This is a genomic window from Methylobacterium oryzae, assembly GCF_036441375.1.
Lineage (GTDB): Bacteria > Pseudomonadota > Alphaproteobacteria > Rhizobiales > Beijerinckiaceae > Methylobacterium > Methylobacterium oryzae_A.
This window is the reverse complement of sequence record NZ_MLCA01000006.1, coordinates 341,520-355,094: the sequence shown is the minus strand read 5'-3', so window position 1 is coordinate 355,094 and position 13,575 is coordinate 341,520. Positions and strand designations below refer to the sequence as shown.

Below are 13,575 nucleotides of genomic sequence, written 5' to 3'. Positions count from 1 at the left end.
ATCCGCACGAATCCGCACATTCGCGCAAGCGCGGCCAAGCTGGCCGTCCACGCCGACCGGTCAGGAACGCCCCGCCTCCGAGGCCAGCTCGGTCTCGACGATCAGCCGGAGCGGGCCGGCCCGCATCGCGTCCAGGGGCCAGCAGGTGACGAGGTCGAGGTGCCGGCCGGGGGCCTGGGGGTCAATGCCCGAGGCGTCCCAGCGCGCCACCCGCGTGCCGGTGACGCGGAAATGCAGGGTCCGGCCGTCGCGGCCGGTCACCGCGACGGGATCGCCGGGACCGAGCTGCCCCAGCACCGCGAACTGCGTGTCGCGGTGGGCGGCGATGACCGCGGTGCCGGGCGCGCCGGCCTCGGGGGTGCCGTCCAGGTGGCCGGGGCCGAAGGCCAGGGCCTGGCCGCTCCCGCCCCGCAACACCACGAAGCTGCGGCCGGCGACGGTGAGCCGGGCGACTGGCTCGGTGTCGGCCCAGGGCCAGGGCCGGGCGGGCCGGCCCTCGGCCAGGGCGCGGGCGAAGGCGCGCTCCAGCAGCAGCTGGGCCAGGGCGGCCTTGGCGGGGATCCAGGCGGCCTGCGCCGCCAGCCCGATCCCCGCGAGGGTGAGGAGAGCGGCCAGCGCCCTCCTCATTCCGGTTACCCGACGGTAGCTCATCGCGGGTCCCCGATCCGCCGGCCGCCGATCGTCGGGCCGGCGCCCAGCAGGAAACCCAGCAGGGCGAGGATCAGGCCCAGGCCGAGCTGCGCCAGGATCCCGGCGCCGGTCTGCGGCAGGTCGATGGCCGCGCCGCCGGCGCGGATCGGCACGATCCGGGCCGCCCCGTCGTCGGCGGGCGCGGCCCCGGGCCGGTCCGTGCCGAACACCTTGGCGAAGTCCCAGCCCGCCGGCAGGTTCAGCGGCAGGTCGGCGGCCACGAGGGGCGTGCCGGGCGCGCGGCGCGGCGTGGCATCGATGGCCACGAGGCTGGTCAGCCGCGTCGTCAGGCCGTGCTCCAGGGCCAGCGCCAGGATGGTCGCGTCGGCCGCCTCGGCGCCGAGGCGCCCGGTGATGCGCGCCGTCTCGGTCTCGCCGATCCGGGAGCGCGCCCAGACCTTGGAGATGCCGGCACCCGCGCCCGCCCCGGCGAGGGGGAGCGTCCGGGTCCAGGTCCGGCCGCCCACCCGGCCCGAGACGGTCACGGTCCCGTGGAGCCCTCCCTCGGCCGCCCCCGGCAGAAGCGCCGCGAAGACCAGCGGCTCGCCGCGGTACAGGTCGGGCAGCGCGCCCGGCGTGACCGCGACGCCCGGGACCGAGGAGGTCGCGGTCAGGTCGGTGACGGCGGGGGATTCCAGCTTCTCGTAGAGCGCGCGGGTCCGCTCGTCGACCTGCGCGAGGTCGCGGATCTCCGTGAAGCTGCCGCGGCCGATCTCGGCGGCGTTGCGCATCAGGTGGCCGTTCGGCGCCGAGCCGATGCCGACCATGAACAGGCGCGAGCGCCCGAGATCGGCGTGGATCGTCGCGAAGATCCGCTCCTCGTCGCCGACGGCGCCGTCGGTGAGGAACACGACCTGGCGCACGCGCCCGTCCTCCGGATGGGGATCGGCGAGCGCCGCCTTGAGCGGCGCCAGCATCTCGGTGCCGCCGCGGGCCTCCAGGGCGGCCACGAAGGCTTCCGCCTCCGCCAGGGCTGCCGGCGTCGCCGGGACCGGCTCGGGATGCAGCGCGTCCCAGGTGTCGTCGAAGCGGATGACGTTGAAGCGGTCCCGCGGGGTCAGGCGACCGAGGCCCGCGAGCAGCCCGGCCTTGGCCTGCCGCATCGAGGCGCCCGACATCGAGCCGGAATTGTCGATGACGAAGGTGACGTCGCGCGCCGGCCGGGCGGCCGCGTCGGCCTCGATCGCCGGCGGGTTCACGGTGGCCAGCAGGTAGGTCCGGCCCGCCACGGTCTCGCGGAACAGGCCGAGGCCGGGCACCCGGCTCGGGACCGGCGCCCAGGTCAGCTCGAGGTCGCGATCGGCGGGGACAACGCCCTCGGCGAGCGTGACGGTGCGCACCTCCGGGCCGGTCTCGGTTACGCGGATCGCGTGGGTGGCGCTCTGAACGGCGCCGACGGCGAAGCCCGCCTGCAGCCGCACGGTGACGGCGACCGGGTTGGTCGGCGGCGACAGGGCGGGGTCGAGCACCGGCGGGCTGATCCGGGCGCGATCCGGAACCGGGTCGCGGGCCGCCCCGGCCGCGCCGTCGAGGGAGACCGCGTCCACGGAGGCGGGGGCGGGATTGTAGCGGGGCGCGACCACCAGGGGCAGGCGCAGCGTCCGCGTCTCGCCGGAGACGGGGATCGTCTGCTGGTAGGTGATCTGGACCACCACCGTCTCGCCGGGGCCGATATTTGCGACCGCGTTGGTGAAGACGTTGGGCCGCTCCTGCGCGGTCAGCGCCGCCGACTGCCCGGCCGCCTTCGCGGCCTCGTAGGCGCGCTTGGCCGCCGCCCGCTCGCGGATGTCGGCGACGATCACGCGGGCGCCGACGACGAGCTTCATCCCGTCGACGGCCGCGTCCTCCGGAAGCGGGTACAGGTAGGTGCCCTCGACCCAGTCCGCCGTGACGTTGCGGAAGGCCTGGGTGACGGTGGCCCGGGCCGTCGGGCCGCTGACGTCGACGCTGATGTCGGTCGCGAGCTGAACGGCCTCGACCGGCGCGGTGCCGGCCGGCCCGCGCAGCGTGAGGCCGCCCCGGTCTCGGCCCGGCGCCGCGTGGGCCGAGGCCAGCATGATGAGCAGCGCCAGCAGCGCGAGGAAGAGCGGTGACAGCGCGGCGTTGCGGGGGGGCTCGACCGCGGATCGTGGAGCGAAGAACGGCATCGGGGAAACCTCCTGCGCCGGCGGATCGATGCCGGCTCGCCGCTGAAGCTCCCGCGCCAGCCCCTCCGTCGCCACGAGAAGCTTCGCCCTTTTCCAGGCTCGGTCCGCACCGGCCGGCCGCGCCCGGGCGGATCTGTGAGGAGCCGGTGCGGAGCTGTGCGTCCCGCGGCTCTTCCCGGCGGATCCGCAACCGGCTTGACATATGCGCAATCTGCGTCTTAGTTATGCTCAACTTGAGTAGAAAGACCGATGACCGAGTCCGAGTTCCTGGCAGGCTATGATCCTGCGGCCTACGAGCGGCCCGCCCTGGCGGTCGATCTCGTCCTGCTGGGGATCCGGGCGGGCCGGCTCGCCGCCCTCCTGCTGCGGCGGGGCCAGCAGCCGCAGGCGGGCCTCTGGGCCCTGCCGGGCGGGTTCGTGGGCATCGCCGAGACCCTCGACGCCGCCGCGGAGCGCGTCCTGCGCGACAAGGCCGGGATCGGGCGGGCGCGGCTCGAGCAGCTCTACACCTTCGGTGCCGTGGACCGGGATCCGCGGATGCGGATCGTCTCGGTGGCCTACCTGGCGCTGCTGCCGGAGGCGGCCTTCGTCGAGGCCCTGGCGGGCGGTGCCGGGCTCGCGGCGGCGGCGCTGGTCGTGCCCTGGGCGGGCGAGTCCGGCGGCCCGGTCTCGGCCGAGGCGGATGACGGCGCGCCCCTCGCCCTCGCCTTCGACCACGCCGACATCCTGGCGCTCGCCGTGAAGCGGCTGCGCGGTAAGCTCGACTACACGGATGTCGGCTTCGCGCTGCTCCCGGAGCACTTCACCCTCCGCCAGCTCCAGGACGTGCACGCGGCGATCCGCGGCGCGCCCCTCAACAAATCCGCCTTCCGCCGCCGCATGCGCGACCGGGGCTGGATCGCGCCGACGGGCGCCCGCGAGGCCGGGACGGCGTTCCGCCCCGCCGAACTCTACCGCTTCGACAGATCGGGTCAGTTCTAAACCTTTGTTCAAACGCGCTCTCTTGAGCCGAACCGGTATCCACTTCGGCAGAGAGCGCTTCGAGGAGACCATCATGGCCACGGTCCGCAACATCGGTGTGATCGCTCAGCTCCGGAGCGAGGCGAGCAGCCACATCATCCGCTTCCGCAACGGCCGGGTCCGGCAGAGCGGGCGGGGTCTGGTCTTCTGGTTCCGGCCCGAGACCGCCAGCATCAGCGAGGTGCCGGTCGACGACCGCGAGATGACCCTGTTCGTCCGCGGCCGCAGCCGGGACTTCCAGACCGTCGTGGTCCAGGGGACGATCGGCTGGCACGTCGTCGATCCGGAGCTGCTGGCGAGCCGGGTCGACTTCTCGATCGACCTCCGCACCGGGCGCCTGCAGGGCGAGCCGATCGAGCGGATCGAGGCCCGCCTCGGCGGCATCGCCAGCCAGGCGGCGCTCCAGTATCTCGGGGCGAGCCCGATTGGCGCCCTCCTCGACGCGGGTCCGGAGCCGCTGCGCGCCGTGCTGCAACGGGTGCTGTCCGACGCCCCGGCGCTGGCCGAGATCGGCGTCGCGGCGGTGTCGGTGCGGCTCACCAACCTCGCGCCGACCAGCGAGCTGGAGCGCGCCCTGCAGACGCCGACCTTCGAGGCCCTGCAGCAGAAGGCCGACGAGGCGACCTTCGCGCGGCGCGCCCTGGCGGTCGAGAAGGAGCGCGCCATCGCGGAGAACGAGCTCGCCACGAAGGCCGAGCTGGCCCGGCGCGAGACCGTGCTGATCGCCCAGGAGGCCGAGAACGCCCGCGACCGCGCCGCCGGCGTCGCGGAGGCGCGGGGCCTGGAGGCGGCCGCGGAGGCCGAGCGGATCCGCCTCGTCGAGGGCGCCCGGGCCGACGCGGAGCAGCGCCGCGCCGCCGTCTACCGGGACATGCCGCCGGCGGTCCTGCTCGGGCTGGCGGCCCGGGAACTCGCCGGCAAGCTGGAGACGATCGAACACGTCAACGTCACGCCCGACCTGCTGGCGGCCGTCCTCGGCGAGTTCCGGGGCGCGCTTCCCGCGCGGCTCGCGCCGCGCTGAGGAGACCCGTCATGCCGACCGTCACCCCCCGCGTGGTCTTCGTGATCCGCGACACGGATTACGAGCTGCTCATCGCCCGCCACGCGACCCGCGGCCAGGTCCGGTTTTTCCTGGAGAGCCGGGGCCAGACGCTCGCCGAGGTCGAGGCGCGCCACGCGCAGTTCCAGGCCGTGCTCGCCGAGGCCCGGTCCGCCGTGCCGCTGGACTGGCGGCAGGCCCTGGTGAAGCGCCCCGACCTCGACCGCTTCCTCTTCGCTCCCGAGGACGTGGTCGTGGCGGTGGGTCAGGACGGGCTCGTGGCCAACGTCGCCAAGTACCTCGACGGGCAGCCGGTGGTCGGCGTCAACCCGGCGCCCGACCTCTACGACGGCGTGCTGGCCCGGGCGCGGGTCGAGGCCCTGCGCGCCCTGCTGCCCGCCAGCGCGGCCGGCGCCGCGCCTCTCCAGCGCCGTACCATGGTGCAGGCGACCTTCGACGGCGGCGAGCGGCTGCTCGCCCTCAACGAGATCTTCGTCGGCCACCGGAGCCACCAATCGGCGCGCTACCGCATCGACGACGGGGCGCGGGCGGAGGACCACTCGTCGAGCGGGCTGATCGTGGCCTCGGGCACCGGCCTGACCGGCTGGGCGCGCTCGATCAGCGAGGCGACGCACCTCACCGTGGAGGTTGGCATCGAGGAGGCGGCCTTCGGCTACTGGGTGCGCGAGCCGTTCCCGAGCGTCGCCACCGGCACCGACCTGCGCGGCGGCAAGTTCGCCGGGTCGCCGCTCACGGTGGTGTCGCGGATGAACGAGGGCGGCGTGGTGTTCTCCGACGGGATCGAGCAGGATTTCGTCGCCTTCGACTGGGGGCGGCGGGTGAGCCTCGCGCCGGCCGACCGCACCTTCAACCTTGTGGCCGCGTAGCGCGGCCCCGACCGGGAGCCCGATGAGCGCCCGATCCCGCGCCGGGAATGGGCGGCGCGATCGCCGCGCGGCTGAGTGCAGTCCGGCATTGTGTCCGACGAGCCCGGCTGAATACTGCGGCGGCATTCAGCCGCTTTCGCGGGCGTCGGACCGGTCGAGCCCCTGCGCGGACACGATGTCCGTCCGAGTACCCCGGTCGGCACGACACCTCCGTCATCGCGAGCGCAGCGAAGCGACCCAGGGCAGCGCGACGTCCGGAGGCCTGGCGCTGCTGGATTGCTTCGCTCCGCTCGCAATGACGGCGGTGCAGTTCTTCGACAGCGCCGACGGGCAGGCGTGCCGCCAATCCGGTCGGTCCCTGCATCTGGCACGCTTCTTGGTTCGTATTCGCCAGCGCAGCGTCGCCCCGGCGGCGGCTAGAGGTTGGCGTGCCGTCGATGTGGTGAGGTGCCGGGCGACCGGATCTCCGCGACTGCCTTGAGCCTGTCCCGAGCTCCGATCCCTCCGTTTCAGCACCGGCACGCGCCGTCCGGCGGATCGCGCGATCCGCCCTCTGAGGAGAGTCGATATGTGCGACCGTCACGGCGATTATCGCGTCCCGGATTTCACGCGGTTCAAGCCCAGCCGCAGGCGCTTCCTCGGCGGGACCGCCGCCGCGCTGACCCTGGCGGTGGGTCCGGGCCTGACGAGCCCGGCCGCGGCGGCCACCGGCATCCGCGCGACCCACGGCACCGGCTTCTGCAATCTGAACTTCTTCCTGGCCGAGGCGATGCAGCTCGCCAAGGATGACGGGCTCACCATCGACTTCGTCAACACGCCGACCTTCTCGGACCAGGTCACCTTCCTGGGCATGGGCCAGGTCGACGCCGGCGTGATGCCCTACACCAGCTTCATGGCCCTCTATGACGCGGGCGCCCCGGTGAAGATCGTGGCCGGCGGCGGCATCGAGGGCTGCGTGCTGGTCGCCCAGCCCGGCCTCGACAGCCCGGAGAAGCTCAAAGGCAAGACGCTCGGCACCTTCCAGCTCGATACGCTGGAGGTGCTGCCCTACGACTGGCTGAAGAAGAACGGCGTCGCCTTCAAGGACCTCACCGTCCGCTACATGGGCTCGACCCCGGAGGCCGTGGAGGCGTTCCGCGCCGGGGCGCTGGACATCATCTCGACGATCGAGCCCTACGGCACGGCGCTGCTCACCGACGTGAAGGGCGCGGTGAAGCTCTCCGACGGCACCGACATCTACGGCAAGGGCTACACAGACTGCGTGCTGGCGGTCCGCAACGAGCTGATCGCCAAGAACCCGGCCGCCGTGAAGGCCCTGATCAAGGGCATGATGAAGGCCCAGGCGCTGGCGGAGGGCGACCCCCAGGCCGCCCTGAACAAGCTCGTCGGCTCCTACTACAAGACCTCGATGAGCAACGCCCAGCTTGCCATGGGCCGGCAGCCCTCGGTGGTGGACGCCCGCAACCAGACGCAGTTCATCCTCGACCGGACCGATTCCGTCGCCGAGATGGGCTACATCAAGAAGAAGCCCGGCCGCGACGCGATCGACTGGACCCTGCTGGAACAGGTCATCGCCGAGAACCCGGACCTCTACGGCAAGCTCAAGCTGAAGTCGGCCTGAGCGGATGGCCACCTTCCTCGCCCGCGCCGCCGCCGTCCCGCAGGACCGGCCGCGCCTCCCGCTCGGTCAGCGCCTCGCGCTGCCCGAAGGGCTCGTCCCCCTGCTCCGCCGGATCGGCTGGATGCTGGTCTCGGTCGGCTGCTTCGCCGGCCTCTGGGAGCTGCTCTGGGCGCTCGGCATCGCCGACGCCAAGCTCCTGCCGCCGCCGCACATCTTCCTCGGCAACCTCGCCGAGCAGGCGCGCTTCTTCAACACCGCGCAGCGCTGGCAGATCGGCACCGGGATGAATACCGGCCCCAGCCCCGCCATGGCGGTGCTGATCACCGTGCTCGCCTCGACCGGCCGGGTGCTGGCGGGCCTCGCCCTGGCGGCCTCCCTGTCGATCCTCGTCGGGGTGGCGATCCGCTACGTCGTGCTGTTCGAGCGGCTGACCCTGCCGACGATCACGCTCCTGGCGCCGGTCTCGCCGATCGCGTGGCTGCCGGTCGCGATCTTCATGTTCGGAATCGGCAACGCCCCGGCGATCTTCATGGTGTTCATTGCCCTGTTCTTCACGATGGTGCTCTCGACCATCCAGCAGATCGACGGGGTCAACCGGAACTACATCAACGTCGCCCGGACCATGGGGGCGACGAAGCGCCAGATCTACGCCCGGGTGATCGTGCCGGCGATCCTGCCGGGGCTGCTCGCGGTGCTGCGCCTCAACCTGTTCGGCGCCTGGATGGTGGTGCTCGTCGCCGAGGCGACCGGCGTCGGCTACGGGCTCGGCCAGGTGATCATGCTGGCGCGCAACACCTTCAACCCGTCGCTCGTCTTCTTCACCATCACGCTGATCGGCCTGCTCGGCTTCGCCTTCGACCTGCTGTTCCGGCTGGTCCAGCGGCGGCTGCTGTACTGGCTGCCGCGCGACGCGGGGTCCTCCCTTGGCCTCTGATCCCGCATCCGACGCCGCCGTCTCGTGCCGCGGCGTCGTCAAGGTCTGGGCGGCCGGCACCGCCCGCGCCCACGAGGCCCTGCGCGACATCGACCTCACCGTGCGGCCGGGCGAGTTCGTGGTGTTCCTCGGCCCCTCGGGCTGCGGGAAGAGCACGCTGCTCTACCTGATCGCCGGGCTCGAACCCGCCTCCGGGGGCGAACTCCTGGCCTTCGGCGAGGCCGTCACCGGCCCGTCGCCGGAGCGCAGCCTGATCTTCCAGGAGACCTCGCTGCTGCCCTGGCTCAGCGTCTGGCAGAACGTCAGCTTCGGCCTGTCGCTGAAGGGCGTGTCGGAGGCCGAGCGCCGGAGCGTCGCCCGGGCGGCGCTCCAGCGCGTCGGCCTCGCCGAGGCCTTCGACAAGCGGCCGGACGAGCTGTCCGGCGGCATGCGCCAGCGCGTGGCGGTGGCGCGGGCGCTGGCCATGCGCCCGAAGGTCCTTCTGATGGACGAGCCCTTCGCGGCGCTCGACGTCCAGACCCGCCAGAAGATGCAGGACTTCCTGCTCGACGTCTGGCGCGACAGCGGCGCCTCGGTGCTGTTCGTGACCCACCACATCGACGAGGCGGTGGCGCTCGCCGACCGGGTGGTGGTGTTCACCGCCCGCCCCGGGCGGATCAAGACGATCGTCCGCAACGACCTCGACCGCCCGCGCGACCCGTTCTCGCCCGAGGCCGAGGCGCTGCGGCGGCACCTCACCGAGCTGCTGCGCGACGAGGTCGACCGGGCCTTCGCCGAGCAGGAAGCGCTCGTCTGAACCCCCTCCCCCAACACGGACACGACCATGGCCACATCGCTGATCCGCAGCCGGCGGATGATCACCCGCACCCTCGATCACGACCGCTGGGAGGAGATCGCCGACGGCGCGGTCCTCCAGAAGGACGGGGTCATCGCGGCGGTCGGCACCTACGCGGACCTGCACGCCCGCTACCCCGACGCCCCCGTGATCGGCTCGGGCCGCGAGATCCTGCTGCCGGGCTTCGTCAACGGCCACCACCATGTCGGCCTGACGCCGGTGCAGCTCGGCTCGCCCGACATGCCCCTGGAGCTGTGGTTCGTCACCCGGATGGTGGCGCGCAACCTGAACCTCTACCTCGACACCCTGTACTCGGCCTTCGAGATGGTCGGCTCCGGGATCACCACGGTCCAGCACATCCACGGCTGGATGCCCGGCAGCCTGGAGGAGGTCGAGGCGCGCTCCAACGAGGTGCTGCGCGCCTATCGCGACATCGGCATGCGGGTCTCGTACTGCTTCGCGGTCCGCGACCAGAACCGCCTCGTCTACCAGGCCGATAGGGACTTCGTGGCGAGCCTGCCGGCGCCGCTGCAGGACCCGATGAAGCGCTGGTTCGAGCGCTTCCAGATGTCCCTGGAGGACAATTTCTCCCTGTTCCGCAGCCTGCATAGCGGCCACGCCGGTGCCTCGCGGGCCAAGATCCAGCTCGCGCCCGCCAACCTGCACTGGTGCTCGGACGCAGCCCTCGAAGGGCTGGCCGGCCTGTCCGAATCCTACGACGTGCCGATGCACATGCACCTCGTCGAGACCGCCTACCAGAAGGCCTACGCGGAGAGGCGCGGCGGCGGCACCGCCCTGGAATACCTCGACCGGTTCGGCATGCTCGGGCCCCGCCTGACCCTCGGCCACGGCGTCTGGCTCAACGAATCCGACATCGAGCGGGTCGCGGCGACCGGCACCTGCATCTGCCACAATTGCTCGTCGAACTTCCGGCTGCGCTCCGGCGTGGCGGCGCTCAACCGCTTCGAGGCCAAGGGGATCAACACGGCGATCGGCCTCGATGAGGCCGGCATCAACGACGACCGCGACATGCTGCAGGAAATGCGCCTCGTGCTGCGCGCCCACCGGGTTCCCGGCATGGACGAGGCCGACGTGCCGAGCATGGCGCAGGTGCTGCGCATGGCCACCGTCGGCGGCGCCCGCACCACGCCCTACGGCGACAGTCTCGGCACGATCGAGGTCGGCAAGGGCGCCGACATGGTCCTGATCGACTGGGACCAGATCGCCTATCCCTACCTCGACCCGGAGACGCCGCTCCTCGACGCGGTGATCCAGCGGGCCAAGACCGGCGGCGTCACCGCGGTTCTGTGCGAGGGCGAGGTGCTCTACGCGGACGGGCGCTTCACCCGGGTCGACCGCGACGCCGCCCTGAAGGCGCTGCACGACGACCTGTCGCGGGCGCTCTCGGACGACGAGGTCGAGCGGCGCCAGCTCTCGAAGGCGCTGCTGCCCCACGCGCGGCGCTTCTACGCCGATTACATCGACCCGTCGCGGCACGAGCCGTTCTATCGCCCGAGCTCGCGCGTCTGAGGGCGCGGGCCCGGGCCGGGCTTCAGCGGACCAGGCAGGGCTTCTTGTTGTCGAAGGTCCAGCCGGGGATCAGGAACTGCATGGCGGCCGCGTCGTCGCGGGCGCCGTGGCCGTGGTCGCGGTAGAGGGCGTGGGCCTCCTCAACCGCCGTCATGTCGAGCTCGATCCCGAGGCCCGGCCGCTCCGGCACCCGCACGAGGCCGCCCCGGATCGCCAGCGGCTCCTTGGTCAGGCGCTCGCCGTCCTGCCAGATCCAGTGCGTGTCGATCGCCGTGACGGTGCCGGGCGCCGCCGCGGCCACGTGGGTGAACATGGCGAGCGACACGTCGAAGTGGTTGTTCGAGTGCGAGCCCCAGGTCAGGCCGTGGTCACGGCACAGCTGGGCCACCCGGACCGAGCCGGCGAGCGTCCAGAAATGCGGGTCGGCCAGCGGGATGTCGACGGCGCCGAGCTGGATCGCGTGGTTCATCTGGCGCCAGTCGGTGGCGATCATGTTGGTGGCGGTGGGCAGGCCGGTGGCGCGGCGGAACTCGGCCATGATCTCGCGGCCCGAGAACCCGCCCTCGGCGCCGCAGGGATCCTCCGCGTAGGCCAGGACGTGGCCCTGGCCCTTGCAGAGGCGGATCGCCTCCGCGAGGGACCACGCGCCGTTCGGGTCGAGCGTCACGCGGGCCTTGGGGAAGCGCGCGTGGATCGCGGTGACGGCGGCGATCTCGTCCTCGCCGCGCAGGACGCCGCCCTTCAGCTTGAAGTCGTTGAAGCCGTACTGGTCGTAGGCGGCCTCGGCGAGCCGGGCCACGGCCTCCGGCGTCAGCGCCTCCTCATCGCGCAGGCGGAACCAGCCGTCGCGGGCCGTGGGCGCGCGGTACTCGAGATCGGTGCGGGTGCGGTCGCCGACGTAGAACAGGTAGCCCAGCATCTCGACGGCGTCGCGCTGCTGGCCCTCGCCCAGAAGGGCGGCCACCGGCACGTCGAGGTACTGGCCGAGCAGGTCGAGGAAGGCGGATTCGACCGCCGTCACCGCGTGGATGGTGATGCGCAGGTCGAAGGTCTGGAGGCCGCGCCCGCCGGCGTCGCGGTCGGCGAAGCGGGTCCGCATGGCGTTGAGCACCGCGTTCCAGGCGCCGAGCGGCTGCCCGACGACGAGGTCCCGGGCATCCTCCAGGGTCTTGCGGATGCCCTCGCCGCCGGGAACCTCGCCGAGGCCGGTCGCGCCGGTGGAATCGGTCAGGATCACGAGGTTGCGGGTGAAGTACGGCCCGTGCGCGCCCGAGAGGTTGAGCAGCATGCTGTCGTGGCCGGCCACCGGCACGACCTTCATGGCGGTCACGGTCGGCGTGTGGCGGGCGGCGTGGCGGCTGTCGTTCAGCATGGCGTCCTCCTCGGGGGCCCCCGGCCGGTCTGCGCCGGGCGCGAGGCGGGATCGTTGCGGGGCCGGACCGGCCGGGGCCGGTCCGGCGTGCGGGTCAGTGGGCCTTGAGTTCGACGCGGCGGATCTCGCCGACCACCACGAGGTAGCAGAAGCAGGCGACGAGGGCGTTCAGGCCGACGAAGACCAGGGCGCCGTTGAACGAGCCCGTGCTCTGGACGATGTAGCCGATCGCGATCGGCGTGGTGATGCCGGCGGTGTTGCCGAAGGTGTTGAACAGGCCGCCCGAGAGGCCGCCGCTCTCCCGCGGGGAGGTGTCGGCGACGACCGCCCAGCCGAGCGCGCCGATGCCCTTGCCGAAGAAGGCGAGCGCCATCAGGCCGACCACGAGGGCGTCCGCCTGGACGTAGTTGCAGCCGATGATGCTCATCGACAGCAGCATGCCGCCGACGATCGGGATCTTGCGGGCCGCCGTCAGCGAGAAGCCGCGGCGCAGGAGCAGGTCGGAGATCACGCCCCCGAGGATGCCACCGATGAAGCCGCAGAGCGCCGGCAGCACCGCCGCGAAGCCGGCCTGCAGGATCGACAGGCCGCGCTCCTTGACGAGGTAGACCGGGAACCACGTCAGGAAGAAGTAGGTCAGCACGGTGATGCAGTACTGGCCGATATAGATGCCGAGCAGCATCCGGTTGGCGAGCAGCTGGCGCAGCGTCCGGCCGGCATCGCCCTGCTTGCTCCGGCTCTGGCCGTCCATGTCGAGCAGGGCGCCGCCGGCCTCGATGTAGTCCCGCTCCGCCTGGTTCATCGACGGGTGGTTCTTCGGGCTGTCGACCACGCGCAGCCAGAGGACCGCGAAAGCGATGTCGAGCAGGCCCATGCTGGTGAAGACGTGGTGCCAGCCGAAATTGTGGACGATCCACGCCATCAGCGGCGTGAACAGCACCGTGGCGAAGTACTGCGCCGAGTTGAAGAACGCCGAGGCCATGCCGCGCTCCCGGGTCGGGAACCACGCGGCGACGATCCGGGCATTGGCGGGGAAGACCGGCGCCTCGGTGAGGCCGACGGCGAGCCGCAGGGCGAAGAGCATCACCACGGCGGTCAGGCCGGTGAAGAAGCCGACGGCGCCCTGGACCAGCGTGAAGGCCGACCAGAGGGCGACGGCGGCGGCGTAGACCCACTTGACGCTGTAGCGGTCGAGGAGCCAGCCGCCCGGGATCTGGGCGAGGACGTAGGACCACGCGAAGGCCGAGAAGACGTAGCCCATCTGAACCGGCGAGAGGCCGAGTTCCTTGGCCATGTCGGGGCCGGCGATCGAGATGGTCGCGCGGTCGGCGTAGTTGATGGTGGTCGCGGCGAACAGCATCGCGACGATCAGCAGGCGGACGCGGGTGCGGCGACCCGCGTCGGCGGCGGCGAGCAGGGTGCTCGGCGCGCCGGTCGAACTGGCACTCATGGACGTTCTCCCTGGCTCTCTGCCGCCCGGTTGATCCAGGAAGCGGGTCG

The 13,575-nt window shown here is 72.3% G+C and carries 11 protein-coding genes; 7 read left to right on the top strand and 4 right to left on the bottom strand.

What is annotated here, in order from left to right:
- Positions 1–60: 60 nt before the first annotated feature.
- Together MOTC310_RS12210 and MOTC310_RS12205 are read right to left on the bottom strand one after the other, a co-directional pair.
- The gene (locus tag MOTC310_RS12210; protein WP_331301953.1) at positions 61–651 is read right to left on the bottom strand and encodes a class GN sortase; all 591 of its coding nucleotides are present in this window, start codon (positions 649–651) and stop codon (positions 61–63) included.
- Positions 648–2,837: a marine proteobacterial sortase target protein gene (locus tag MOTC310_RS12205; protein ID WP_331301952.1), complete on the bottom strand. Its 2,190-nt coding sequence runs from the start codon at positions 2,835–2,837 to the stop codon at positions 648–650. Before MOTC310_RS12205 ends, MOTC310_RS12210 begins: the two co-directional genes overlap by 4 nt.
- Positions 2,838–3,086: 249 nt before the next feature.
- Between MOTC310_RS12205 and MOTC310_RS12200 the strand changes: the two genes are divergently transcribed.
- The 7 genes from MOTC310_RS12200 to MOTC310_RS12170 all read left to right on the top strand — a co-directional run bounded on the left by MOTC310_RS12200 (position 3,087) and on the right by MOTC310_RS12170 (position 10,703).
- Positions 3,087–3,818 carry an NUDIX hydrolase gene (locus tag MOTC310_RS12200; protein WP_331301951.1) on the top strand — a complete coding sequence of 244 codons (732 nt, stop codon included), beginning with the start codon at positions 3,087–3,089 and terminating at the stop codon, positions 3,816–3,818.
- Between the two features lie 73 nt (positions 3,819–3,891).
- Entirely contained in the window at positions 3,892–4,878 is a 987-nt protein-coding gene (locus tag MOTC310_RS12195; RefSeq protein ID WP_331301950.1) for an SPFH domain-containing protein, read from the top strand.
- An 11-nt stretch (positions 4,879–4,889) separates the two neighbouring features.
- Positions 4,890–5,783 carry an NAD(+)/NADH kinase gene (locus MOTC310_RS12190; protein ID WP_331301949.1) on the top strand — a complete coding sequence of 298 codons (894 nt, stop codon included), beginning with the start codon at positions 4,890–4,892 and terminating at the stop codon, positions 5,781–5,783.
- Between the two features lie 568 nt (positions 5,784–6,351).
- A complete protein-coding gene (locus tag MOTC310_RS12185; RefSeq protein WP_331301948.1) occupies positions 6,352–7,404 on the top strand; it encodes an ABC transporter substrate-binding protein in 1,053 nt (350 codons plus the stop codon).
- A gap of 4 nt (positions 7,405–7,408) precedes the next feature.
- A complete protein-coding gene (locus MOTC310_RS12180) occupies positions 7,409–8,338 on the top strand; it encodes an ABC transporter permease (RefSeq protein ID WP_331301947.1) in 930 nt (309 codons plus the stop codon).
- Positions 8,328–9,134 (top strand): ABC transporter ATP-binding protein, encoded by an 807-nt coding sequence (locus tag MOTC310_RS12175; protein WP_331301946.1) that lies wholly within the window; start codon positions 8,328–8,330, stop codon positions 9,132–9,134. The genes MOTC310_RS12180 and MOTC310_RS12175 overlap by 11 nt, the downstream gene beginning before the upstream one ends.
- 27 nt (positions 9,135–9,161) lie before the next feature.
- Positions 9,162–10,703, top strand: a complete 1,542-nt coding sequence (locus MOTC310_RS12170) for an amidohydrolase family protein (protein ID WP_331301945.1) — start codon at positions 9,162–9,164, stop codon at positions 10,701–10,703.
- A gap of 22 nt (positions 10,704–10,725) precedes the next feature.
- On the opposite strand, the gene gudD is transcribed toward MOTC310_RS12170, so the two are convergent.
- Positions 10,726–12,075, bottom strand: coding sequence for a glucarate dehydratase (gudD, locus tag MOTC310_RS12165; RefSeq protein ID WP_331301944.1), 1,350 nt, complete (start codon positions 12,073–12,075; stop codon positions 10,726–10,728).
- Positions 12,076–12,169: 94 nt separating this feature from the next.
- A complete protein-coding gene (locus MOTC310_RS12160) occupies positions 12,170–13,525 on the bottom strand; it encodes an MFS transporter (protein WP_331301943.1) in 1,356 nt (451 codons plus the stop codon).
- Between the last annotated feature and the right edge of the window lie 50 nt (positions 13,526–13,575).

Bases quoted from the DNA above. Each gene is read 5' to 3' on its own strand.
- MOTC310_RS12180 (WP_331301947.1), top strand. From the start codon at position 7,409: ATGGCCACCTTCCTCGCCCGCGCCGCCGCCGTCCCGCAGGACCGGCCG.
- MOTC310_RS12185 (WP_331301948.1), top strand. From the start codon at position 6,352: ATGTGCGACCGTCACGGCGATTATCGCGTCCCGGATTTCACGCGGTTC.
- gudD (WP_331301944.1), bottom strand. From the start codon at position 12,075: ATGCTGAACGACAGCCGCCACGCCGCCCGCCACACGCCGACCGTGACC.
- MOTC310_RS12170 (WP_331301945.1), top strand. From the start codon at position 9,162: ATGGCCACATCGCTGATCCGCAGCCGGCGGATGATCACCCGCACCCTC.
- MOTC310_RS12195 (WP_331301950.1), top strand. From the start codon at position 3,892: ATGGCCACGGTCCGCAACATCGGTGTGATCGCTCAGCTCCGGAGCGAG.
- MOTC310_RS12205 (WP_331301952.1), bottom strand. From the start codon at position 2,837: ATGCCGTTCTTCGCTCCACGATCCGCGGTCGAGCCCCCCCGCAACGCC.
- MOTC310_RS12160 (WP_331301943.1), bottom strand. From the start codon at position 13,525: ATGAGTGCCAGTTCGACCGGCGCGCCGAGCACCCTGCTCGCCGCCGCC.
- MOTC310_RS12190 (WP_331301949.1), top strand. From the start codon at position 4,890: ATGCCGACCGTCACCCCCCGCGTGGTCTTCGTGATCCGCGACACGGAT.
- MOTC310_RS12200 (WP_331301951.1), top strand. From the start codon at position 3,087: ATGACCGAGTCCGAGTTCCTGGCAGGCTATGATCCTGCGGCCTACGAG.
- MOTC310_RS12210 (WP_331301953.1), bottom strand. From the start codon at position 651: ATGAGCTACCGTCGGGTAACCGGAATGAGGAGGGCGCTGGCCGCTCTC.